We start from the raw sequence: 24,021 nt of genomic DNA on the forward strand, positions 1-24,021 counted from the left end.
TTCAGCTCCTTGATCCTTGTGATTTCTAGCTAGCGAAACGTGCCAGGTGCCCGCTGCAACAGAGGCCGGGCGGCGATCCGTTGGCGCTGCAGACTGTCACAGGTGAACACCTGGGGGCGTTCGATGAGGTAGCCCTGGGCATAATCCACGCCAATTTCCTGCAAGGCCTGCTCGATCAAGGGTGTTTCGACGAATTCGGCAATGGTGCGCTTACCCATTACGTGACCGATGTGGTTGATGACCTCGACCATGGCCCGGTTGACCGGGTCGTCGAGCATGTCCTTGACGAAACTTCCGTCGATCTTCAGGTAATCCACGGGCAAATGCTTGAGATAGGCGAACGACGACATGCCGGCGCAGAAATCGTCGAGCGAGAAGCGACAACCCAACCCCTTCAACTCGTTGATGAAGCGGATGGCACTGCCAAGGTTGGCTATGGCGCTGGTTTCGGTGATTTCGAAACAGATCATCCGTGGCGGAATAGCGTATTCGACGAACAGGCGTTGCAAATATTCGAGGAACTTGTCGTCACCGATACTCGACCCCGACAGGTTGATCGCGCAGATCGAAAGCGGCCCCTCGCGCCCTTCGTCCAGGCACTGGCGGATGACCAGGAACACATTGCGCACCACCCAGCGGTCCAGCGCGGTCATCAAGCCGTAGCGCTCGGCCGCCGGGATGAAGCTGCTGGGCAGGATGGTACGCCCGCTTTCGTCGTGCAGGCGCAGCAGGATCTCAATATGGCCGGGGCCTTCGAAGGTTTTCAGCGGGGCGATTTCCTGGGCGTACAGGCAGAAGCGGTTTTCTTCCAGGGCCACGTGCAAGCGCTGGATCCAGGCCATTTCGCCAAAGCGCATGGACAGCTCGCTGTCGTCGGCATGGTACACCTGCACGCGGTTGCGGCCCTTTTCCTTGGCCATGTAGCAAGCCATGTCGGCGGCGCGCAGCGAGGTTTCGAGGGTGCCGGGGGACTGGGCCATGTGCACCAGGCCGACGCTGACGGTGGTGACGAACGGCCGCCCTTTCCACACGAAATGCAGGCTCTGCACCAGCTGGCGCAGCTGCTCGGCAATGCGCTCGGCCTGGTCGGGCGGGCAGTTTTCCAGCAGCACGCCGAATTCGTCACCACCCAGCCGGGCCAGGGTGTCGCCTTCGCGCAGGCCGGACTGCAGCACGGCGCAGATGTGCCGCAGCAACTCGTCGCCGGCGGCATGCCCGCAGGTATCGTTGACCAGCTTGAACTGGTCGAGGTCCAGGAACATCAGCGAATGCCGCCCGGCCTGGCGCGCCAGGTCATTGAGCGCCTGCTCCAGGCGGTATTCGAACTCGCGGCGGTTGGCCAGGCCGGTCAGGGCATCGTGGGTCGCCTGCCAGGACAGGTTGGCGATGTACTGGCGCTCCTGGGTCATGTCGTGCAGCACCAGCACGATACCGCTGACCTGGCCGTCATTGACGATCGGCGAGCCGACCAGGTTGACCGACACAGTGCTGCCGTCCAGGCGCTGGATCAGCCGGGCATGCTCGGCGCCGCCCTTGAGGCTGCCACTGAGCACCTGCTCGACCAGGCTGCGGCCGTCTTCCTCGGCCTGCTCGTCCACCAGGCTGAACAGCGCCGACAACGGCAGGCCCTGGGCTTGGCCGGCCTGCCAGTGGGTCAGTTGTTCGGCGGCCGGGTTCATGTAGCCGATACTGCCCTCCACATCGGTGGTAATCACCGCATCGCCAATGGCCTGCAGGGTAATCTGCGCCCGCTCCTTTTCTTCTTGCAGGGCGCTGGCAAAGGCCTGGCGCTGGGCCAGCAGCTTGCTGGAGCGGCGCCAGGCAATGGCAATCAGGAACATTGCGGTCAGCAGGTTGGTGATCAGCAGCACCCGCAGCAACATGCGCGAGCCTTCGCCCAAGGCATCGCTGAACGCCTTGGCGGCCGGGGTTACCCCTTCGTTGATAGTGACGATGCGCGCCTTCCAGTCGCTTACCGTACGGGCGTCGACCGGGCCAGCGGCGAAGCTGCTGCGCATTTCCACGGCCAGCATATCCAGCTTGCCCAGGTAGTCGTCGCCGATGTCCCAGTAGTCGATGGCCGTCTGCATGTAGCTTACATTGCGAAAGTTACGGTAGAACCAGATGATCCGCTCGACATCGTCGGGGTGGTTACCGCCTTGCAGCACGGCCTGGCGCGCGGCATCCAGGTCGGGGCTGGGCTGGTCCATCACTTCGCGCAGTTGGTGGTCGCCCTGGGGCACGGTGATGGCCTGGCGATAGCGCTGATAGGTGCTGTCGTCGCGGGTCTCGGCGTACAGGTTGAGGTAGTAGATGGCGTCTTTCTGCGCCTTGGACCACAAACTTTCGCCCGCGACGTAGGCACGCACGGCCGAGAGCGTATAAAGGCTCAGGCTGCCCAAGGCTACCTGGAAGACCACAACGGCGATGAAGGGCCAGGTGATACCGAGCAACTTTGGCGCTTCTAGAGTGCGATGTCCCTTCATGGAGTCCCTGTCACAGAGCAGATAAGGCGCAAATCAACCCAGACAAAGCACAGCGTAGGCCATTTGCCATCCCGGCGGTTGGGTTTTTTATGGCAGGAAAGGGGGGTGATTTGCATATGGCCTGAACTCGCACTGTGGGAGCGGCCTTGCGTCGCGAAAGGGCTGCAAAGCAGCCCCGGCAATTTCTGCATCTGCCTTGATTGTCTGGGGCCGCTTTGCGGCCCTTTCGCGACGCAAGGCCGCTCCCACAGGGGCCCGCACAGGCAGCCACAAATTCAGCTCTGCTGCAGGTGCCCGTAAAGCTTGGCATACAACCCACCTTCGGCAATCAGCTGCTGGTGGTCGCCATCCTCGGCCACATGCCCGCCGTCGAACACCAGCACCCGGTCGGCCTGTTTCACCGCCGACAGGCGGTGGGCGATGATCAGTGTGGTGCGGCCGCTGAGGAAGCGCGCCAGGGCTTGGTGCAGGTTGTACTCGGTGGCGGCATCCAGGGCCGAGGTGGCTTCGTCGAGGATCACCACCTTGGGTTCGGCCAGCACCATGCGGGCAATGGCCAGGCGCTGGCGCTGGCCACCGGACAAGCGCACGCCGGAGCGCCCCACCACACTGTCCAGGCCCTGCGGCAAGGCGGCGATGGTGGCATCCAGCTGGGCAATACGCAGCGCCTGCCAGCAGGCCTCGTCGCTGCAGTCACGGCCCATGGTCAGATTGGCGCGCACGGTGTCGTTGAACAGCGAAGGGTGCTGCAACACCACCGCGACGTTTTCACGCAGGGTTTCCAGGCCGATTTCCTGCAGGCTGGCACCGCCAAAGCGGATGGTGCCGGCCTGGGCGCTGTAAAGCCCCAGCAACAGCTGCACCAGGGTGCTCTTGCCGCCACCGCTGGCGCCGACTATCGCCACCTTCTCGCCCGGGGCGATGGACAGGTCGAGGTGCTCGAGCACCGGCTCGTCGGCATAGGCAAAGCGCAGGTCGCGCACTTCGATGCCCACCGTCTCGCGGCCGGCGAACGGGTCGCTGGCAGCCGGGTACTGCGGCTCGTCGTCGCGTGCCAGCAGTTCGTTGAGGCGGCTCAGCGCACCACCGGCGGCGTAGTAGGCGTATTGCAGGTTGAGCAACTGCTCCACCGGGCCGATCATGAACCACAGGTAGCTGAATACCGCCAGCATCTGGCCGATCGACAGGTCGGAGAACAGCACGGTGAGCATGGCCGCGGCGCGGAAGATATCGATGCCGAACTGGAACAGCAGGCCACTGGCGCGGCCGCTGGCATCGCTTTTCCACTGCGAGTCCACGGCGTAGTCCCGCACTTCGCGGGCGCGCAGGCCAAGGCGACCGAGGAAGTAGCCCTGGCGGTTACCGGCGCGGATTTCCTGAATGGCGTCGAGGGTTTCCGCCAGCGCCTGGGTAAAGCGTGCGGTGCTGTCGTTCTCGAGCTTTTTCAGGTGCTTGACGCGCTTGCCCAACTGTACGGTGAAATAGATCACCAGCGGGTTGAACAGCAATATCAGCATGGCCAGCTGCCAGTGCATCCAGATCAGGATGGCCGCCGTGCCGGTCAGGGTCAGCATGGCCACCAGGAAGCGGCTCAGGGTTTCGCCGACGAACTTGTCGAGGGTGTCCAGGTCGGTGACCAGGTGGGTGGTTACCGTGCCGCTGCCCAGGCTTTCGTATTCCTTCAGCGAGATGCGCTTGAGCCGCTCGATCAGGCGAATGCGCAGGCGATAGACGATGTCCTTGGCCAGGCCGGCGAACAGCTTGGCCTGGATCACGTTGAACGCCAGCGCGGCCAGGCGCAGGCACAGGGTCAGCAGCAACATAAGGCCGATGTAGCCCGCCGCCACCTGCCAGCTGGACGGCAGCAGGTGGTTCATCCACTTCAGCGCGGCATCGCCGTGGCCCAGCAGCACTTCGTCCACCAGCAGCGGCAGCAACAGCGGGATGGGCACGCTGCAGCAGGCCGCCAATACGGCGATGAAGTTGGCGGACCAGAGGTTTTTCTTGTGATGCAGGGCCAGGCGGCGGATTTCCGCCCAGCTCAGTCGATCGGCCGCAGTGTGAGGCTTGCCCGGCACCGGGTCGGGTGACCCAGGCACATCAAGCACAGGCGGCCTGCTGCAGCCAGCGGCCGAGCAAGGGTTGCAGGCGCTCCAGCGGCTGATAGCCGTTGGTCAGCAGGGCCAGTTGGCCATTGCGTTCGGCCAGCAAGGTCGGGAAACCGGCGATGCCCAGGTCCTGAGCCCAACTGAAATCGGCTGCAGTGGCGGCGCGGGTGTCGGCACAGGCGAAGGCCTCGGCGAACACGGTGCGGTCGAAGCCTGCCTGTTCGGCCAGGTCGACCAGATGCGGCGCAATGGTGACGTCCACGCCCTGCTCGTAGAACGAACGCTGGATCAGCGCCAGCAGCGGCCAGACGCGTTCGGCGTCCAGCTCGCGGGCGGTGACCAGGGCACGGCAGGCCGGCTCGGTGTCGTAGACGAAGCCGTCGGGCATGGCCCCCTCGAAGCGGAACGGCTGGCCGGTGGCGTCGGCCACGGCCTGCCAGTGTTCAAGGATGTACTTGCGGGTAGAGCTGTCCAGGGCACTGCCGCCGGTACGCAGCCCGCCCGGCACCAGGCGGGTGGGCACGCCTGCGTCACGCGCCTGGGCGATCAGGGCCGCGGCCACGGGTGCGAAACCCCAGCACCAGGAGCACATCGGGTCCATCACATAGATCAGGCGTGCAGACATGCATCAAGCCTCGGCTTTGTAGTTGTAACCGATCGGGTGCGGCAGGTTGCGGGCCTTGGCCAGCTCGATCTGCTTCTGCCGGTCGATGGCGCTACGCCGGGTCTTCTCGCTCAGGGTGTCCCAGCAATGCGGGCAGCTGACCCCTGGCGAATAGTGCTCGGACGCGCGCTCCTCTGCGTTGATCGGGTGACGGCAGGCGTGGCACTGGTCGTACTCGCCTTCGCTCAGGTCATGGCGCACCGTGACGCGGTTGTCGAAGACGAAGCAGTCGCCGTCCCACAGGCTTTCTTCCTGAGGCACTTCCTCGAAGTATTTCAGGATGCCGCCCTTAAGATGATAGACCTCCTCGAAGCCTTCACCGAGCATGTAGCTGGAAGCTTTTTCGCAACGGATACCGCCGGTACAGAACATGGCAACCTTCTTGTGCTTGCTGGGGTCGAAGTTGGCCTTGATGTAGTCGGGGAACTCGCGGAAGGTTTCGGTCTTCGGGTCGATGGCGCCCTTGAAGGTACCGATGGCCACTTCGTAGTCGTTGCGGGTGTCGATCAGCAGCACTTCCGGGTCGCTGATCAGCGCGTTCCAGTCCTTGGGCTCGACGTAGGTGCCGACCGCCTGGTTCGGGTCCACGCCCGGTACGCCGAGGGTTACGATCTCTTTCTTGAGCTTGACCTTGGTGCGGTAGAACGGCTGTTCGTCGCAGTACGATTCCTTGTGGTCGACATCGGCCAGGCGTGGGTCGTTGCGCAGCCAGGCCAGCAGGCCGTCGATGCCTTCGCGGGTGGCCGACACGGTGCCGTTGATGCCCTCGTGGGCCAGCAGCAGGGTGCCCTTGACGTTGTTGTCGAGCATGGTCTTGAGCAGCGGCTCGCGCAGCTCGACGTAGTCTTCCAGGGTGACGAACTTGTACAGCGCCGCGACGACGATGGGTTGGGACATGAAGCAGGATCTCCAGTGGTTGCCCTCGTAAGGGGCGGACCGGGTTTGACAGTGTGACAAAAAAGCGGGGGCGCTTTGCGCCCCATTCGCGGCACAAGGCCGCTCCTACAGGGGAATGCACCAGCCGACGGGCTGCGCTATCCCTGTAGGAGCGGCCTTGTGCCGCGAATGGGCCGCAAAGCGGCCCCCGGATTTTGCAGGATTCTACCAGAACAACAACAAGGTTTCAGTGCCCGCCGCCCGCGCACACCGGCGAGGCCGGTGCAACGCCGACCTTGGCCCACTCTTCGGCGGTGTAGGTGTGAATGGCCAGGGCATGGATCTCGCCCATCAGCTCACCCATGGTGGCGTACACCTTCTGGTGGCGCTTGACGCTGTTCAACCCGGCAAACTGCTCACTGACGATCACTGCCTTGTAGTGGGTCTCCTGACCACGACTGTGCATGTGGCTTTCATTGAGCACTTGCAGGTGTTGCGGCGCCAGGGCGGCCAGCTGCTGTTCGATACGCTGTTGCATGGTCATCGCGACGTACTCACTTCTTCGCCGGGGCGGCGGCCTTGCCAGCGTTCGGGTCCAGTTCCTTGGTCATGTCATCCAGCAGCTTGTTCACCACCGGTACCGCTGGCTCCAGGCTCTGCTGGGTCAGCTGGGCCGACTGCTGGGTGACCTTGGGCATTTCGCGCAGCACTTTCTTGCCCAGCGGCGATTCGTAGAACTTGACCAGGTCCTTGAGCTCCTGCTCGGTGAAGGTCTGGGTGTACAGGTCGACCATCTTCGGCTTCAGCTTGTTCCAGCCGATGGCGTTGTCCAGCGCGGCGTTGGCCTTGGCCTGGTAGCTTTCCAGCACCGGCTGCTTGGTGGCCGGGGCCTTGGTCTGGGCGAAACGCTGGGCGAACATCTGCTGGACCTGCATGTACACCGGGGTGCCCAGCTTGTCGGCGTTGGCCAGGGTCAGGAATTTCTCGGCAGCAGCGTTGTGGCTGGCGGTGGCAGCGAGTACCTGGCCGCTGGCGCAAGCCAGGGCAACGGCGGCACAAAGGACACGGAGACGGGTCATTGCATTTCCTTCAGAAGAGAGGGAGGCGGGTACCTCAGAGTAGAGCATTCTGCGCCGTGGTGGCGATGTGCTCAAGTGGCACGACGAGCGACGGAACCGCTCGGTCGAATCAGGGCCTAAACTGCGATTTCGAACTACAAGGGAGTGAGTACAGAATGAGCCGTATCGAGACAGACAGCCTGGGCCCGGTCGAAGTTCCTGAGGACGCCTACTGGGGTGCGCAGACCCAGCGTTCGCTGATCAACTTCGCCATTGGCAAGGAACGCATGCCCATCGCGGTGCTGCATGCCCTGGCGCTGATCAAGAAGGCCGCGGCACGCGTCAACGACCGCAACGGCGACTTGCCGGCCGACATCGCCCGGCTGATCGAACAGGCCGCCGACGAAGTGCTGGGCGGCGAGCATGACGACCAGTTCCCGCTGGTGGTCTGGCAGACCGGCAGCGGCACCCAGAGCAACATGAACGTCAACGAAGTGATTGCCGGGCGGGCCAATGAACTGGCCGGCAAGGGCCGTGGCGGCAAGGCGCCCGTGCACCCCAACGACCACGTCAACCGCTCGCAGAGCTCCAACGACTGCTTCCCCACCGCCATGCACATCGCTGCGGCGCACGCGGTGCACGACAAGCTGCTGCCGGCCATCGCCGAGCTGTCCTCGGGGCTGGCCGAGCTGTCGGCACGCCACCACAAGCTGGTAAAGACCGGCCGCACGCACATGATGGACGCCACGCCGATCACCTTCGGCCAGGAGGTCTCGGCCTTCGTCGCGCAGCTCGACTACGCCCAGCGTGCCATCCGCGCCACCCTGCCGGCGGTGTGCGAACTGGCCCAGGGCGGCACTGCCGTGGGTACCGGGCTCAACGCCCCGCATGGTTTTGCCGAAGCCATCGCCGCCGAGCTGGCGGCGCTGTCCGGCCTGCCGTTCGTCACTGCGCCGAACAAGTTCGCTGCCCTCGCCGGCCACGAGCCGCTGACCAGCCTGGCCGGCGCCCTGAAGACCCTGGCCGTGGCCCTGATGAAAATCGCCAATGACCTGCGCCTGCTGGGTTCCGGCCCGCGCGCCGGGTTGGCCGAGGTACGCCTGCCGGCCAACGAGCCGGGCAGCTCGATCATGCCAGGCAAGGTCAACCCTACCCAGTGCGAGGCGCTGTCGATGCTGGCCTGTCAGGTGCTGGGCAACGACGCGGCGATCGGCTTTGCCGCCAGCCAGGGGCATTTGCAACTGAACGTGTTCAAGCCGGTGATCATCCACAACCTGCTGCAGTCGATCGAATTGCTGGCTGACGGCTGCCGCAACTTCCAGCAGCACTGCGTGGCGGGCATCGAGCCGGATGCCGAGCAGATGGCGGCACACCTGGAGCGGGGGTTGATGCTGGTGACGGCACTGAACCCGCATATTGGCTATGACAAGGCGGCAGAAATTGCCAAGAAGGCCTATGGCGAAGGCAAGACCTTGCGCGAGGCGGCACTGGAGTTGAAGTACCTGACCAATGAGCAGTTCGACCAGTGGGTGAGGCCGGAGAACATGCTGGCTCCGGGGGGCAAGGGCTGAGTCGTGCACTGCCTTTACCGGCCCTTTCGCGGGTGAACCCGCTCCCACAGGATTACCACAAGGCTGAATATTGTGGGATCCCTGTGGGAGCGGGTTCACCCGCGAAGAGGCCGGTACAGGCGATCATTGAGCCTGGGCCAACCGCGCCCTGCGGGCGCGCCACCCGGCCACCAGCGAAGGCCCCAGTGCCACCAGCGCCGAGCCCAGCACCACGGTCACCGCCCCCACATAGCCCAGGGCATTGATGTCCTCGGCGTGCACATAATCAGGCCAGACCAACGCCGCCAGTGCCACCGCGACAAAGGTCACCAGCGGGGTCAGCGCCAGCGTGGCACTCACCCGCGACGCCTCCCAGTGCGCCAGCGCCTCGGCGAACGCGCCATAGGCCACCAGGGTATTCAGGCAACAGGCCAGCAACAACCAGCCTTGCACCGGGGTCAGCTGCAACGCCTCCAACGGGTGGGCCCAGGGTGTCAGCAGCGCGGCGCAACTGAGGTAGATCACCATCATTACCTGCTGCGAATGCCACACCGTCAGCAACTGCTTCTGGCTGAGCGCATAGAACACCCAGACGCTGGTGGCCAGCAGGATGGTCAGCACGCCGGTGGTATAGGTGCCGAGCGAGGTCAGCAGCTCTTCCAGGCGCTGGTTGAAAAACAGCCCGAACCCCGCCAGCAGGATCAGCAGGCCCACGCCCTGCCCCAGGCTGAAGCGCTCGCGAAACACGAACACGCTGGCCACCAGCAACAGCACCGGGCCGATCTGCACGACCAGTTGCGCGGTGCCCGGGCTGAGCAGGTTCAGGCCAATCAGGTACAGCACGTAGTTGCCCATCAGGCCGAGCACGGCCACTAACACCAGGCCTTTGCCTTTGGGCGTCAGCTTGCTGAAGGAAGGCAGCCTGCGCTTGGCGGCCAGCCAGGCGAACAGCAGGCCGCCGGAGACCAGCAGGCGGTACCAGGTGACGGTGACCGGGTCGACCACTTGCAGCACCTGCTTGAGCTTGATCGGCAGGATGCCCCAGAGCAACGCCGTCAAAAGTGCCAGGAAAAGGCCATAGCCCCAGCGGCCGGTAATGGTGTGCATAAAATCCTCGATCGAGCCCGTGGTGGGGTGGTTGAATTCTACGGGCTTGGAGGGCGGGGACGGTGGTGGGTGCCGGGAAAAGAATTCATCAGGTCATTCTTCTGCGGCATGGCTTGGCAGTTGTGCTGCCTGTTCTGGCCTATTCGCGGGTAAACCCGCTCCCACAAGGATCACACAAGATTCAGCCCTGTGGTATTCCTGTGGGAGCGGGTTCACCCGCGAAGAGGCCGGCACAGGCAAACAGGAACTTCGATTATTTCTTGTCCCTGGCAAACGCCGCCTCAAGCGCCTGGTTGATGGTGCGCAACACCTTCACCCGCGCCCAGCGCTTGTCGTTGGCCTCCACCAGCGTCCACGGCGCAATTTCGGTGCTGGTGCGGTCGACCATGTCGCCCACCGCCTGGACATAGTCGTCCCACTTGTCGCGGTTGCGCCAGTCATCCTCGGTGATCTTGTAACGCTTGAACGGGATCTGCTCGCGCTCTTCGAAACGCTCCAGCTGGGTCTGCTGGTCGATCGCCAACCAGAACTTGACCAACACCGTGCCGGCATTCACCAGCTGTTCCTCGAAATCGTTGATCTCGCTGTAGGCACGCATCCAGTCGGCGGGGCTGCAGAAGCCTTCCACACGCTCCACCAGCACCCGGCCATACCAGGAACGGTCAAAGATGGTGAACTTGCCACGCGCCGGAATGTGCCGCCAGAACCGCCACAGGTATGGCTGCGCGCGTTCTTCTTCAGTGGGCGCGGCAATCGGCACGATGCGGTACTGGCGCGGGTCCAGCGCGGCGGCCACGCGGCGGATGGCACCGCCCTTGCCGGCAGCGTCGTTGCCTTCGAACACCGCCACCAGGGCATGCCGGCGCATGTGCTTGTGGCGCAGCAGGCCGGCCAGGCGGGCCTGCTCGGTGACCAGTTGCTCCTGGTAGTCGGACTTGTCCAGGCGCAGGGTCATGTCCAGCGCGCCGAGCAGGCTGCGCTGGTCGATGCTGCGGCCCAGCGGGGCGACGTTGCCCTGGTGCTTGCCTTTGGGGTTGTTGTCCAGTGCCGCCTGCAGGCTTTCCAGCAGGATGCGCCCTACCGCCAGGCTGCGGTAGTTCGGGTCGACGCCCTCGATGACATGCCACGGCGCGTAGTCGCGGCTGGTGCGGCGCAGCACGCGCTCACCAAAGCGCACGAAACGGTCGTAGGTTTCCGACTGCTGCCAGTCCAGCGGGCTGATCTTCCAGCTGTGCAGCGGGTCGTCCTTGAGCGATTTCAGCCGCGCCTTCATCTGCTTCTTGGACAGGTGGAACCAGAACTTGATGATCAGCGCACCTTCGTCGCACAGCATCTCTTCCAGGCGTTCGGCGCCGGTGATGGCCTGGTCGAGCACGGCATCCTTGAACACCCCGTGCACCCGCCCCTGCAGCATCTGGCTGTACCAGTTGCCGAAGAACACGCCCATCCGCCCCTTGGGTGGCAGGGCCCGCCAGTAACGCCAGGCCGGCGGGCGGGCCAGCTCTTCGTCGGTCTGCTGGTCGAAGGTGAGCACATCGATCATGCGCGGGTCCATCCATTCGTTCAGCAGTTTGACCGTCTCGCCCTTGCCGGCGCCTTCGATACCGTTGATCAGCACGATCACCGGGAAGCGCGCCTGCTGCTTGAGTTCGTACTGGGCTTCGAGCAGGGCCTCGCGCAAAGCGGGTACCTCGGCGTCGTAAGCCTCCTTGTCGATGCTGTGGCCGATTTCTGCGGATTCGAACATGCACTGGCTCCTTCAATGGATAAGCAAGACTAGCGGATTTGAAGGCTTGTGCAGTACCTGTGGGAGCGGGCGTGCCGGCGATAGGGCCGGCACAGCCAGCGCAAAATCCTCAGATGGCATAAAATCCGCCCATCCGCTGCAACCGAGCCAACCATGTCCACCCTCCTCCAGCACGCCCAGATCGACTGGGACGACCAGGGCCGCCCCCATTCGCGGCAATACGACGACGTCTATTTCGCAGTCAACGAAGGCATCGAAGAAACCAGGCACGTGTTTCTCGGGCAAACCCGTCTGGCCGAACGCTTTGCCAACCTCGCCCCGCACGCCTGCGTGGTGATCGGCGAAACCGGGTTCGGCACCGGCATGAATTTCTACTGCGCCTGGCAACTGTTCGAGCAGCACGCCCATGCCGAGGCCCGCCTGCATTTCGTCAGCGTCGAAAAATACCCCCTCGGTCGCGACGACCTGGCCCGTGCCATACGCCTGTGGCCGGAACTGGCGGCCTACAGCCAGCCCCTGCTGGAGCAGTACGTGGCGGTGCACCCTGGCTTCCAGCAGTTCACCTTCGACAACGGCCGGGTCACCCTCACCCTGCTGATAGGCGACGTCCTGGAGCAGCTGCCGCAACTCGATGCGCAGATCGATGTGTGGTTCCTCGACGGCTTCGCGCCGGCCAAGAACCCCGACATGTGGACCCCAGAGCTGTTCGCGCAACTGGCACGGCTGTCACACCCGGGCACGGTGCTAGGCACCTTCACCACCACCGGCTGGGTACGCCGCAGCCTGGTCGATGCCGGCTTCGCCATGAAGAAGGTGCCGGGCATCGGCAAGAAATGGGAAGTGATGAGCGGCGCCTATGTCGGCCCTGTGCCCAGCCCCGGTGCGCCATGGTATGCGCGCCCGGCTGCCGTTGCAGGGCCGCGTGAAGCGCTGGTGATAGGCGCCGGGCTCGCCGGCAGCACCACTGCCGCCAGCCTGGCACGGCGTGGCTGGCAGGTTACCGTGCTGGAACGCCACGACACGCCGGCTCGGGAAGCTTCGGGTAACCCGCAAGGGGTGCTGTACCTCAAGTTGTCCGCCCATGGCACGGCGTTGTCGCAGATGATCCTGGCCGGTTTCGGTTACACCCGGCGCCAGCTGCAGCGCCTGCAACGTGGCCACGACTGGGATGCCTGCGGCGTGCTGCAACTGGCCTTCGACAGCAAGGAAGCCGAACGCCAGTGCAAACTGGCTGGGGCCTTCGAACATGGCCTGCTGCACTCGCTGGAACGTGCAGAAGCCGAAGCCATCGCAGGTGTGGCCTTGCCGGCTGGCGGGCTGTTCTATCCCGAAGGTGGCTGGGTGCACCCGCCGGCGCTGTGCCAGCAGCAGTTGCAGCACCCGGGTATTCGCCTGCTGACGCACCAGGAGGTGCTCGAGCTGCGCAAGGTCGACGGGCAGTGGCAAGCCTGGGCTGGCGAACACCTGCTGGCCAGCGCGCCGGTGGTGGTGCTGGCCGGTGCCGCCGACGTACTGCGCTTCGAACCATGCACGCAGCTGCCGCTCAAGCGCATCCTCGGGCAGATCACCCGCCTGCCGGCCACCCCCAGCAGCCGCGCGCTGCGCACCGTGGTGTGTGCGGAAGGCTATGTAGCGCCGCCGCGCGGGGATGAACACACCTTGGGCGCGAGCTTCGACTTCCACAGCACAGACCTGGCGCCGACGGTAGCCGAGCACCAGGGCAACCTGGCATTGCTGGACGAGATTTCGGTCGATCTGGCCCAGCGCCTGGGCACCACCGAACTGGACCCCGGGCAATTGCAGGGGCGTGCAGCGTTCCGTTGCACCAGCCCGGATTACCTGCCGATCGTTGGGCCGGTGGCGGATGCGCAGGCGTTCGCCCAGGCCTATGCAGTACTGGGCCGGGATGCGCGGCAGGTGCCGGATGTGGCCTGCCCGTGGCTGGATGGGTTGTATGTGAACAGCGGGCACGGCTCGCGCGGGTTGATCACGGCGCCGTTGAGCGGCGAACTGGTGGCGGCGTGGGTGTGCGGGGAACCGCTGCCGTTGCCACGGGCGGTGGCGGAGGCGTGCCACCCGAATCGGTTTGCCTTGCGCAGGTTGATTCGCGGGAAATAGGAGATTGGGGCCGCTGTGCGAGCCCGCGAAGGGCTGCGCAGCAGCCCCATATAACAGATCGATCTAAAACTCTCGCAAACCACATGGGTCAGTTCCTTAAGGTGCCCTAATCCGGGGCACCCCCTCCCCAACGGAAAAACCGGTAAGGACCTATGTGCGGATTAGCAGGAGAGTTGCGTTTTACACCTATCGACCAAGCCCCTCGCCCAGCCGACCTGGCTGCGGTAGAGCGCATAACCCACCACCTGGCGCCCCGCGGCCCGGATGCCTGGGGCTTCCATAGCCAAGGCCCCATCGCCCTCGGCCACCGGCGCCTGAAAATCATGGACCTGTCCGACGGCTCTGCCCAGCCGATGGTGGACAACACCCTGGGCCTGTCGCTGGCCTTCAACGGCGCCATCTACAACTTCCCCGAACTGCGCCAGGAGCTGCAGGCCCTGGGCTACAGCTTCTGGTCCGACGGCGACACCGAGGTGTTGCTGAAGGGCTACCACGCCTGGGGCGCGGCCCTGCTGCCCAAGCTCAATGGCATGTTCGCCCTGGCCATCTGGGAACGCGACAACCAGCGCCTGTTCCTCGCCCGCGACCGCCTGGGCGTAAAGCCCTTGTACCTGTCGCGCAACGGCGAGCGCCTGCGCTTCGCCTCGACCCTGCCAGCGCTGCTCAAGGGGGGTGACATCGACCCGATGCTCGACCCGGTGGCACTCAACCACTACCTGAATTTCCACGCCGTGGTGCCGGCGCCACGCACCCTGCTGGCCAACGTGCAAAAGCTGGAACCCGGTACCTGGATGCGCATCGATCGTCATGGCGAAGTGGAACGCCAGACCTGGTGGCAGCTGCACTACGGCGCCAACCCCGATGAACGTGAGCTGGACCTGGAAGGCTGGACCACCCGGGTGCTCGACGCCACCCGCGACGCCGTGGCCATTCGCCAACGGGCAGCGGTGGACGTAGGTGTACTGCTGTCTGGCGGGGTCGATTCCAGCCTGCTGGTCGGCCTGCTGCGCGAAGTGGGCGTGGATGACCTGTCGACCTTCTCCATCGGTTTCGAGGATGCCGGTGGCGAACGCGGCGACGAGTTCCAGTACTCCGACCTGATCGCCAAGCACTACGGCACCCGTCACCACCAGCTGCGCATTGCCGAGCACGAAATCATCGACCAGTTGCCAGCCGCCTTCCGCGCCATGAGCGAACCCATGGTCAGCCATGACTGCATCGCCTTCTACCTGCTGTCGCGGGAAGTGGCCAGGCACTGCAAGGGGGTGCAAAGCGGCCAGGGCGCCGACGAACTGTTCGCCGGCTACCACTGGTACCCGCAGGTGGACGGCGCAGAGGATGCCTTTGCCGCCTACCGCGAAGCCTTCTTCGATCGCAGCCACGCCGAGTACCGCGACACCGTGCAGGCACCCTGGCTGCTGGAAAGCGACGCAGCGGGCGACTTTGTCCGTGAACACTTCGCCCGCCCTGGCGCCCCCGATGCGGTAGACAAGGCGCTGCGCCTGGACAGCACGGTGATGCTGGTCGACGACCCGGTCAAACGGGTCGACAACATGACCATGGCCTGGGGCCTGGAGGCGCGCACGCCATTCCTCGACTACCGGCTGGTGGAGCTTTCGGCACGCATTCCGGCACGCTTCAAGCTGCCCGACGGCGGCAAGCAGGTGCTCAAGCAGGCGGCGCGGCGGGTGATCCCGCACGAGGTGATCGACCGCAAGAAGGGCTACTTCCCGGTGCCGGGCCTGAAGCATCTGGAAGGCGCCACCCTCGGCTGGGTACGTGAACTGCTGACCGACCCCAGCCAGGACCGCGGGCTGTTCAACCCGGCCATGCTCGACCGCCTGCTGAGCAACCCGCACGGCCAGCTGACACCGCTACGCGGCTCCAAGCTGTGGCAGCTGGCGGCGTTGAACCTGTGGCTGAGCGAACAAGGAATCTGACCGATGAAAGCCCATGAAATCGCTTACGGTCAGCGCCTGTTGCGCGGCCAGGCGCCGTCCTACGAGCGCCTGCAGGCGCGCCTGGCCGGCGACGGCAGCCAGCCCCACGACCAGCCGCGCGCCGTACATTGCGGCTGGGGCCGGCTGCTGATCGGCCACACCTACCCCAACCCGGCCGACCTGGCCGCCGACCTACTGGAAGAACGCCCCGGCGAGCGCGATATCGCCCTGTATGTGGCCGCGCCGCAGCAGCTGCTGGCCCAGGCCCCGCAGCAACTGTTCCTCGACCCGTCCGACACCCTGCGCCTGTGGTTCACCGACTACCGCCCGGCGCAGCGGGTGTTCCGCGGCTTTCGTGTGCGCCGGGCGCAGAACCCGGGCGACTGGCAGGCGATAAACACCCTGTACCAGGCGCGCGGCATGTTGCCGGTCGACGCCGAGCTGCTTACGCCTCTGCACCTGGGCGGCCCGGCGTACTGGCTGGCCGAGGACGAAGACAGCGGCGCGGTGATCGGCAGCGTCATGGGCCTGAACCACGCCAAGGCGTTCGACGACCCCGAGCACGGCAGCAGCCTCTGGTGCCTGGCGGTAGACCCGCACTGCACCCGCCCTGGCGTGGGCGAGGTGCTGGTGCGCCATCTGATCGAACACTTCATGAGCCGCGGCCTGGCCTACCTGGACCTGTCGGTGCTGCACGACAACCGCCAGGCCAAGCGCCTTTACCAGAAGCTGGGTTTTCGCAACCTGCCGACCTTCGCGGTCAAGCGCAAGAACGGCATCAACGAACAGCTGTTTCTGGGGCCGGGGCCTCAAGCCGACCTCAACCCCTACGCACGCATCATCGTCGACGAAGCGCTGCGTCGAGGCATTGAGGTACAAGTGGACGATGCCGCTGGCGGCCTGTTCACCCTCAGCCTGGGCGGGCGCCGCATTCGCTGCCGTGAGTCGCTCAGCGACCTGACCAGCGCCGTGACCATGACCCTGTGCCAGGACAAGCGCCTTACCCAACATGCCTTGCACAATGCCGGGCTGCAGGTGCCGGCGCAGCAGCTGGCCGGCAATGCCGACGACAACCTGGCGTTTCTCGAAGAGCATGGCGCGGTGGTGGTCAAGCCGGTCGATGGCGAGCAAGGCCAGGGCGTGGCGGTGAACCTCACCTGCATCGACGACATCACCCAAGCCGTGGCGCATGCCCGCCAGTTCGACAGCCGCGTGTTGCTGGAAAGCTTCCATGCCGGGCATGACCTGCGCATCGTGGTGATCGGCTATGAAGTGGTGGCGGCAGCCATCCGCCACCCAGCGCAAGTGCTGGGCGATGGCAAGCACAGCATCCGCGAGCTGATCGATGCCCAGAGCCGCCGGCGCCAGGCCGCAACCGGTGGCGAAAGCCGCATTCCACTGGACGACGAAACCGAGCGCACCCTGCGCGCGGCGGGCTTTGGCTACGACGACGTGTTGCCCGCCGGCCAGCGCCTGGCCGTGCGACGCACCGCCAACCTGCACACCGGCGGCACCTTGGAAGACGTGACCGAACGCCTGCACCCGGTGCTGGCCGACGCCGCCGTGCGCGCTGCACGGGCGCTGGAGATCCCGGTGGTGGGGCTGGACTTCATGGTGCGTGATGCCGGGCAACCGGAGTACGTGATCATCGAGGCCAACGAGCGTGCCGGCTTGGCCAACCATGAACCGCAACCGACCGCCGAGCGTTTTATCGATCTGCTGTTTCCGCATAGCCGGCCTTTGCCGTAACCGCTGCTGGCCTCTTCGCGGGTAAACCCGCTCCCACAGGTACGGTGCTGCACTCGGGCTCTGTGGGGGCCCTGTGGGAGCGGGTTTACCCGCGAAGAGGCCGGCACAGGAGTAAGGAGTCCCCAACCATGTCCGACCGACATCCCGAACCTGATCTCGACTACCTCAAGCGCGTGCTGCTGGAGATGCTCGCCATCCCCAGCCCCACCGGTTTCACCGACACCATCGTGCGCTACGTGGCCGAGCGCCTGGACGAACTGGGCATCCCTTTCGAGCTGACCCGCCGCGGCACCATCCGCGCTACCCTCAAGGGCCGGCAAACCTCACCCGACCGCGCCGTGTCCGCTCACCTGGACACCATCGGCGCCAGCGTGCGCCAGTTGCAGGACAACGGCCGCCTGGCCCTGGCGCCGGTCGGTTGCTGGTCCAGCCGCTTCGCCGAAGGCAGCCGGGTCAGCGTATTCACCGACACCGGCGTATACCGGGGCAGCGTGCTGCCGCTGATGGCCAGCGGGCATGCCTTCAACACCGCCATCGACCAGATGCCGGTCAGCTGGGAGCACGTTGAGGTACGCCTGGACGCCTACTGCGCCACCCGCGCCGACTGCGAGGCGCTGGGTGTAAGCATCGGTGATTTCGTTGCCTTCGACCCGCTGCCCGAATTCACCGAAAGCGGCCACATCAGCGCCCGCCACCTGGACGACAAGGCCGGCGTGGCAGCGCTGCTGGCGGCGCTGAAAGCCGTGGTGGAAAGCGGCCGCCAACCGTTGATCGACTGCCACCCGCTGTTCACCATCACCGAAGAGACCGGCTCGGGAGCGGCTGGCGCCCTGCCCTGGGACGTCAGCGAGTTCGTCGGCATCGACATCGCCCCGGTGGCGCCTGGGCAGGCCTCCAGCGAACATGCAGTGAGCGTGGCCATGCAGGACTCGTCGGGGCCTTACGACTACCACCTGTCCCGGCACCTGCTGAAACTGGCCGGCGACCACGACCTGCCGGTGCGGCGCGATCTGTTCCGCTACTACTTCAGCGATGCCCATTCGGCAGTGACGGCGGGGCACGATATTCGTACCGCGCTGGTAGCCTTTGGTTGCGATGCCACCCATGGCTACGAGCGAACACACATAGACAGCCTGGCGGCGTTGAGCCGCTTGTTGTCGGCGTACCTGCTGAGCCCGCCGGTGTTTGCCAGTGATTCGCAGCCGGCCAATGCGTCGTTGGAGCGCTTCAGCCACCAGCTGGAACATGATGCACAGATGGAGAGCGATACGCGGGTGCCGGCGGTGGATAGCCTGGTTGGCAACAAGGCTTGAGGCCATGGGGGCTGTGTTGCAGCCCCAAAATCCCGAATGTTTCGCGTAGCATGCCCCCACCAACACCCTAGGCAACGCCACCATGCTGATCCCCTACGACCAACTGCAAGCCGAAACCCTGACCCGCCTGATCGAGGACTTCGTCACCCGCGACGGTACCGACAACGGCGACGACACCCCGCTGGAAACCCGAGTGCTGCGGGTGCGCCAGGCATTGGCCAAGGGCCAGGCGTTCATCCTGTTCGACCCGGAAAGCCAGCAGTGCCAGTTGCTGGCCAAGCATGATGTGCCCCGCGAGCTGCTCGACTAACAGGTCTGACCTCTTCGCGGGCTCGCCCGCTCCCACAGGCATTTCACAAGTCTTGAGGGCGGTGCAGTACCTGTGGGAGCGGGCGTGCCCGCGAAGAGGCCGGCACAGGCAACATCAAACCCTGCGGGCTTTGGCCTGCTGCCCTTCCTTGATGCGCTTGTACACCTCGGCCCGATGCACCGGTACCTGCCGCGGTGCATCCACGCCAAAACGCACCATCCCGTCCCGCGTTTCCACGACCATGATCCGAATGTCATCACCAATCACGATGATCTCTCCCACTTCGCGCCCTATTACCAGCATGCTCCGTTCCTCCAGCGAAAGGGAAAACCGGAGCCTGCCTTGACGGCATAGGGCTACTCAATAGTTCTGCCGTGATTCAGAAGCACCCTACATCTGCCGGTAACTTTCCTTACAGACGAATCATCGCGACCGAGCCTTGGCCCGCATTTTCACCGCCATCTCAGCCATCTCGTCATACAGCCGCTCAGGTGCATGACGCTTCAGTTGCCAGGCCTGGCGCCCGGCCTCATGGGGCAGGATCAGGAACTCACCAGCGGCAACCTGCCGGTGGATGTATTCGGCGATGTCCGCCGCATTGATCGGCGAGCCTTCAAGCAGCTTGCCGACCTGGGCTTTCATCGCCGGGTTCGGCCCGCGGAACGAGTCCAGCAGGTTGGTCTGGAAAAAAGACGGGCACACCACGTGCACCGCCACTTCCAGTTCGCGTAGCTCGACCAGCAGGCTTTCCGACAGGGCCAGTACGCCGGCCTTGGCCACGTTGTAGTTGCTCATGCCCGGGCCCTGCATCAGCGCAGCCATCGAGGCGATGTTGATGATCCGCCCCTTGCTGCGCTCCAGCAGCGGCAGAAAGGCCTTGCAGCCCTTGACCACGCCCATCAGGTTTACCGCGATCTGCCAGTCCCAGTCCTCCAGCGACAGTTCGGCGAAGAACCCGCCCGAAGCAACGCCGGCGTTGTTGACGATCACATCGATACCACCGAACTGCTCGCTGCAGGCCTGGGCCAGGGCGGTGAGCTGGCTGTAGTCGCGCACGTCGCAACGCTGGGCAAAGCCATCGCCACCGGCTGCGCGGGCCAGCTCCAGGGTTTCGCGCAGGCCGGCTTCGTTGACATCGGCCAGCGCCAGGCGCCAGCCCTCGCGCGCCCAGCGCAGGGCGATCTCGCGACCGAGGCCGGACCCGGCGCCGGTGATCATGATGCGGTTTTGCATGGTGGCTGGCCTTGTTCTGATGGGTTGTGCAACCAGTCTAATCAAGGCCTGGGGGGCAGGCAGGGTTCATCAAGGTAGTGAATGGAGGGGCATGATTGTGTGGTCAGTACCGGCCTCTTCGCGGGTAAACCCGCTCCCACAGGATCACCACAAGCCTGAGGGTTGCGCTGTCCCTGTGGGAGCGGGTTTACCCGCGAAGAGGCCGGTACTGGCAACCATTCAAATGGAATCTTTGACACTCACCACCAGTCCTTATTTACAAGAGGCCAGCAGTCCGAGGCCCTTGACCCTCAACCACGCAAGGACTCCGTCATGAGCACGATTCTCATCATCATCCTGATCCTTCTGCTGATTGGTGGCTTACCGGTCTTCCCGCACTCGCGCAGCTGGGGCTATGGCCCGTCTGGCATCATCGGCATCGTGCTGGTAGTTCTGCTGGTTTTGTTGCTACTAGGCATGATCTAGCAGCGAAAACACAAAAAAACCGCGCCGAGGCGCGGTTTTTTCATTGCCGGAAGGATCAGTGCGAAACAGCACCCGAAGCGCCCAGGCCAGTCTGCGAACGCACGAACTGCGGGAAGAACAGCGCACGTTCGTCTTCGGCAGCCTTGGACTTGTCGGTGACCGAGAAGAACCAGATACCGACGAAGGCGATCAGCATCGAGAACAGCGCCGGGTACTCGTACGGGTAGATCGGCTTCTCGTGGCCGAGGATCTGTACCCAGATGGTCGGGCCGAGGATCATCAGCGTCACCGCGCTCACCAGGCCCAGCCAGCCGCCGATCATGGCGCCGCGGGTGGTCAGCTTTTTCCAGTACATCGAGAGCAGCAGTACCGGGAAGTTGCAGCTGGCCGCGATGGAGAACGCCAGGCCGACCATGAAGGCGATGTTCTGCTTCTCGAACAGGATACCCAGGCCGATCGCCAGTACGCCCAGGGCGACGGTGGTGATCTTCGACACGCGGATCTCGTCCTTGTCGTTGGCCTTGCCCTTGCGCCATACACTGGCGTACAGGTCATGGGACACCGCTGAGGCACCGGCCAGGGTCAGGCCGGCGACCACCGCCAGGATGGTGGCGAAGGCAACAGCCGAGATGAAGCCGAGGAACACGCTGCCACCCACGGCGTTGGCCAGGTGCACCGCTGCCATGTTGTTGCCACCCAGCAGGGCGCCAGCGGCGTCCTTGAAGTCCGGGTTGGTGCTGACCAGCAGGATGGCGCCAAAGCCGATAATGAAGGTGAGGATGTAGAAGTAGCCGATGAAGCCGGTGGCGTACAGCACGCTCTTGCGCGCTTCCTTGGCGTCACTGACGGTGAAGAAGCGCATCAGGATGTGCGGCAGGCCGGCGGTACCGAACATCAACGCCAGGCCCAGCGAGAATGCCGAGATCGGGTCCTTGACCAGGCCGCCCGGGCTCATGATCGCCTCGCCCTTGGCGTGCACCTTGATTGCCTCGGAGAACAGGGTATTGAAGTCGAAGCCTACGTGTTTCATCACCATCAGCGCCATGAAGCTGGCACCGGACAGCAGCAACACGGCCTTGATGATCTGTACCCAGGTAGTGGCCAGCATGCCGCCGAACAGTACATACAGGCACATCAGGATACCCACCAGGATCACCGCCACGTGGTAGTCCAGGCCGAACAGCAGCTCGATCAGCTTGCCGGCACCGACCATCTGCGCGATCAGGTAGAACGCCACCACCACCAGCGAACCGGAGGCCGACAGGGTGCGGATCTCCTTCTGCCCAAGGCGGTACGAGGCCACGTCGGCGAAGGTGTACTTGCCCAGGTTGCGCAGGCGTTCGGCGATCAGGAAGAGGATGATCGGCCAGCCGACCAGGAAGCCGATCGAATAGATCAAGCCATCGTAGCCAGAGGTGAATACAAGTGCGGAAATACCCAGGAACGAGGCGGCCGACATGTAGTCACCAGCAATCGCCAGGCCGTTCTGGAAGCCGGTGATCTTGCCCCCGGCGGCGTAGTAGTCCGACGCCGACTTGTTGCGCTTGGAGGCCCAGTAGGTGATACCGAGGGTGAAGGCGACGAAGGCCACGAACATGGCGATCGCGGAGACGTTCAGCGGTTGCTTCTGCACCTCGCCGGTCAGGGCATCGGCGGCCCACACGGCGGGTGCGAAGGCTCCGCAGGCCAATACGGCCAGGGCTTTGGCGTGGCGAATCATTGTTGCGCCTCCTTCAGGATGGCCTTGTTCAGCTCATCGAATTCGCCGTTGGCGCGGCGTACGTAGATGGCGGTCAGGACGAATGCCGAGACGATCAGGCCGACGCCCAGGGGGATGCCCCAGGTAATCGACGACTCAGGGCTGAGCTTGGTGCCCAGAATCTGAGGACCGTAGGCGATCAGGAGGATGAAGGCGCAGTACAGGCCGAGCATGATCGCCGAGAGAATCCAGGCGAACCGTTCGCGTTTGGTGACCAGCTCCTTGAAGCGGGGGCTGTTTTGTATCGAGAGGTAAATGCTGTCGTTCATTGTTTTTGTCCTAGCAGCACAGATAGGGGTGGAACCCACGACCCTTACTTTATGCGGCTATCGGACGCCAACCAGACGACCTTAGTCTTAGATGCAACGGTGTTTTACCGGTTGCGTAACAAAGTGATGGCCCATTCGCGGGTAAACCCGCTCCCACAGGGGTATCACCAGCCCGGAAGGCAGTGATATCCCTGTGGGAGCGGGTTCACCCGCGAAGCAGCAAAACTGGCCCTGACAGGTTGTTACTTGCCAGTCCACTCCTTCACGCGGTCAGGATGCTTGGCCACCCAGTCCTTGGCCGCCGCTTCAGGCTTGGCGCCTTCCTGGATAGCCAGCATCACTTCGCCGATCTCGTCCTTCGACTGCCAGTTGAACTTCTTCAGGAACTCCGCCACTTCCGGGGCCTTGGTGGCCAGTTCCTTGCTGCCGATGCTGTTCACGGTTTCCGCGGCGCCATACACGCCTTTCGGGTCTTCGAGGAACTTCAGCTTCCACTTGGCGAACATCCAGTGCGGTACCCAGCCGGTCACCGCAATCGACTGCTGCTTGGCATAGGCACGGCCCAGTTCTGCTGTCATCGCCGCGCCGGAACTGGCCTGCAGCTTGTAACCGGTCAGGTCGTAGTCCTTGATTGCCTGGTCGGTCTTGAGCATTACGCCGGAGCCGGCGTCGATGCCGACGATCTTCTGCTTGAAGGTGTCATCGGTCTTGAGGTCGGCGATGCTCACCGCCTTGACGTACTCAGGGACGATCAGGCCAATCTTGGCGTCCTTGAAGTTCGGGCCGTAGTCGACCACGTTGTCCTTGTTCTTGGCCCAGTACTCGCCATGGGTTACCGGCAACCAGGCCGACAACATGGCATCGAGCTTGCCGGTGGCTACGCCCTGCCACATGATCCCGGTGGCCACGGCCTGCAACTTCACGTCGTAGCCGAGCTTCTGCTTGATCACTTCGGCAGCCACGTTGGTGGTCGCCACGCTGTCAGCCCAACCATCCACGTAACCAATGCTGACTTCTTTGGCCATTGCCTGTGCCGCACTCATGGCCAGTACCATGGCGGTGCCCACACCCAGGAAACGTCGCATTTTTGTATTAGCAGCCATCAAAGCATCCCCTCGTCAGGTCTCGGAATTTGCATCATCGTCCTGCAACAATAGTCGACCTGCTCCAGCTACGACCTATATCCGCCCCATATGCGACAGCACTATGCCATTAGCGCCATCGGCCTATGCCGCCCTGCGCGATCCTTGCATGCCAAAAGTTTGGCGC

General features: G+C 64.2%; 20 protein-coding genes. 7 read left to right on the forward strand and 13 right to left on the reverse strand.

What is annotated here, in order from left to right:
- Positions 1-29 precede the first annotated feature (29 nt).
- The 6 genes from RR51_RS20780 to RR51_RS20805 form a co-directional block, all read right to left on the reverse strand.
- Positions 30-2,486 (reverse strand): EAL domain-containing protein, encoded by a 2,457-nt coding sequence (locus RR51_RS20780; RefSeq protein WP_039614564.1) that lies wholly within the window; start codon positions 2,484-2,486, stop codon positions 30-32.
- A gap of 275 nt (positions 2,487-2,761) precedes the next feature.
- A complete protein-coding gene (locus RR51_RS20785; RefSeq protein ID WP_039614565.1) occupies positions 2,762-4,594 on the reverse strand; it encodes an ABC transporter ATP-binding protein in 1,833 nt (610 codons plus the stop codon).
- Positions 4,587-5,219 carry a DsbA family protein gene (locus RR51_RS20790; protein WP_015269296.1) on the reverse strand — a complete coding sequence of 211 codons (633 nt, stop codon included), beginning with the start codon at positions 5,217-5,219 and terminating at the stop codon, positions 4,587-4,589. Before RR51_RS20790 ends, RR51_RS20785 begins: the two co-directional genes overlap by 8 nt.
- A 3-nt stretch (positions 5,220-5,222) precedes the next feature.
- Complete coding sequence (trhO, locus tag RR51_RS20795) at positions 5,223-6,155, reverse strand: oxygen-dependent tRNA uridine(34) hydroxylase TrhO (RefSeq protein WP_013971443.1); 933 nt, start codon at positions 6,153-6,155, stop codon at positions 5,223-5,225.
- A gap of 226 nt (positions 6,156-6,381) precedes the next feature.
- Positions 6,382-6,678 (reverse strand): BolA family protein, encoded by a 297-nt coding sequence (locus RR51_RS20800; RefSeq protein WP_003252644.1) that lies wholly within the window; start codon positions 6,676-6,678, stop codon positions 6,382-6,384.
- Between the two features lie 10 nt (positions 6,679-6,688).
- On the reverse strand, positions 6,689-7,213 hold the full coding sequence (locus tag RR51_RS20805) for a DUF2059 domain-containing protein (RefSeq protein ID WP_003259051.1): 525 nt from the start codon (positions 7,211-7,213) through the stop codon (positions 6,689-6,691).
- A gap of 155 nt (positions 7,214-7,368) precedes the next feature.
- On the opposite strand from RR51_RS20805, the gene RR51_RS20810 reads away from it, so the two are divergent.
- Positions 7,369-8,763, forward strand: coding sequence for a class II fumarate hydratase (locus tag RR51_RS20810; protein ID WP_013971442.1), 1,395 nt, complete (start codon positions 7,369-7,371; stop codon positions 8,761-8,763).
- Positions 8,764-8,886: 123 nt separating this feature from the next.
- Here the strand turns inward: RR51_RS20810 and RR51_RS20815 are convergent, their stop codons facing one another.
- Both RR51_RS20815 and pap read right to left on the reverse strand, forming a co-directional pair.
- Positions 8,887-9,849, reverse strand: a complete 963-nt coding sequence (locus RR51_RS20815) for a DMT family transporter (RefSeq protein ID WP_039614566.1) — start codon at positions 9,847-9,849, stop codon at positions 8,887-8,889.
- A 253-nt stretch (positions 9,850-10,102) separates the two neighbouring features.
- Positions 10,103-11,596: a polyphosphate:AMP phosphotransferase gene (gene pap / locus RR51_RS20820; RefSeq protein WP_013971440.1), complete on the reverse strand. Its 1,494-nt coding sequence runs from the start codon at positions 11,594-11,596 to the stop codon at positions 10,103-10,105.
- Between the two features lie 153 nt (positions 11,597-11,749).
- Between pap and mnmC the strand changes: the two genes are divergently transcribed.
- The 5 genes from mnmC (at position 11,750) to RR51_RS20845 (ending at position 19,026) form a co-directional block, all read left to right on the forward strand.
- Positions 11,750-13,714: a bifunctional tRNA (5-methylaminomethyl-2-thiouridine)(34)-methyltransferase MnmD/FAD-dependent 5-carboxymethylaminomethyl-2-thiouridine(34) oxidoreductase MnmC gene (gene mnmC / locus RR51_RS20825; RefSeq protein ID WP_039614567.1), complete on the forward strand. Its 1,965-nt coding sequence runs from the start codon at positions 11,750-11,752 to the stop codon at positions 13,712-13,714.
- Positions 13,715-13,866: 152 nt separating this feature from the next.
- Positions 13,867-15,654, forward strand: coding sequence for an N-acetylglutaminylglutamine amidotransferase (locus tag RR51_RS20830; RefSeq protein ID WP_013971438.1), 1,788 nt, complete (start codon positions 13,867-13,869; stop codon positions 15,652-15,654).
- A 3-nt stretch (positions 15,655-15,657) separates the two neighbouring features.
- The gene (ngg, locus tag RR51_RS20835) at positions 15,658-17,403 is read left to right on the forward strand and encodes an N-acetylglutaminylglutamine synthetase (protein WP_039614568.1); all 1,746 of its coding nucleotides are present in this window, start codon (positions 15,658-15,660) and stop codon (positions 17,401-17,403) included.
- A 128-nt stretch (positions 17,404-17,531) separates the two neighbouring features.
- On the forward strand, positions 17,532-18,716 hold the full coding sequence (locus tag RR51_RS20840) for an osmoprotectant NAGGN system M42 family peptidase (RefSeq protein ID WP_013971436.1): 1,185 nt from the start codon (positions 17,532-17,534) through the stop codon (positions 18,714-18,716).
- Between the two features lie 82 nt (positions 18,717-18,798).
- On the forward strand, positions 18,799-19,026 hold the full coding sequence (locus RR51_RS20845; protein WP_013971435.1) for a YheU family protein: 228 nt from the start codon (positions 18,799-18,801) through the stop codon (positions 19,024-19,026).
- Between the two features lie 114 nt (positions 19,027-19,140).
- On the opposite strand, the gene csrA is transcribed toward RR51_RS20845, so the two are convergent.
- Both csrA and RR51_RS20855 read right to left on the reverse strand, forming a co-directional pair.
- Positions 19,141-19,329 (reverse strand): carbon storage regulator CsrA, encoded by a 189-nt coding sequence (gene csrA / locus RR51_RS20850; RefSeq protein ID WP_003259056.1) that lies wholly within the window; start codon positions 19,327-19,329, stop codon positions 19,141-19,143.
- A gap of 120 nt (positions 19,330-19,449) precedes the next feature.
- Complete coding sequence (locus RR51_RS20855; protein WP_039614569.1) at positions 19,450-20,259, reverse strand: SDR family oxidoreductase; 810 nt, start codon at positions 20,257-20,259, stop codon at positions 19,450-19,452.
- Between the two features lie 312 nt (positions 20,260-20,571).
- Here RR51_RS20855 and RR51_RS28695 point away from each other — a divergent pair, with 312 nt between their 5' ends.
- Positions 20,572-20,724, forward strand: a complete 153-nt coding sequence (locus RR51_RS28695) for a DUF3309 family protein (protein ID WP_039614570.1) — start codon at positions 20,572-20,574, stop codon at positions 20,722-20,724.
- A gap of 55 nt (positions 20,725-20,779) precedes the next feature.
- Here the strand turns inward: RR51_RS28695 and RR51_RS20865 are convergent, their stop codons facing one another.
- The 3 genes from RR51_RS20865 to RR51_RS20875 form a co-directional block, all read right to left on the reverse strand.
- Positions 20,780-22,444, reverse strand: a complete 1,665-nt coding sequence (locus tag RR51_RS20865) for a cation acetate symporter (RefSeq protein WP_013971432.1) — start codon at positions 22,442-22,444, stop codon at positions 20,780-20,782.
- A complete protein-coding gene (locus RR51_RS20870; RefSeq protein ID WP_003260090.1) occupies positions 22,441-22,752 on the reverse strand; it encodes a DUF485 domain-containing protein in 312 nt (103 codons plus the stop codon). Before RR51_RS20870 ends, RR51_RS20865 begins: the two co-directional genes overlap by 4 nt.
- Before the next feature lie 242 nt (positions 22,753-22,994).
- Entirely contained in the window at positions 22,995-23,855 is an 861-nt protein-coding gene (locus RR51_RS20875; RefSeq protein ID WP_013971431.1) for a glycine betaine ABC transporter substrate-binding protein, read from the reverse strand.
- Positions 23,856-24,021: the final 166 nt, after the last annotated feature.

Source organism: Pseudomonas sp. C5pp, assembly GCF_000814065.1.
Taxonomy (GTDB): domain Bacteria; phylum Pseudomonadota; class Gammaproteobacteria; order Pseudomonadales; family Pseudomonadaceae; genus Aquipseudomonas; species Aquipseudomonas asiatica.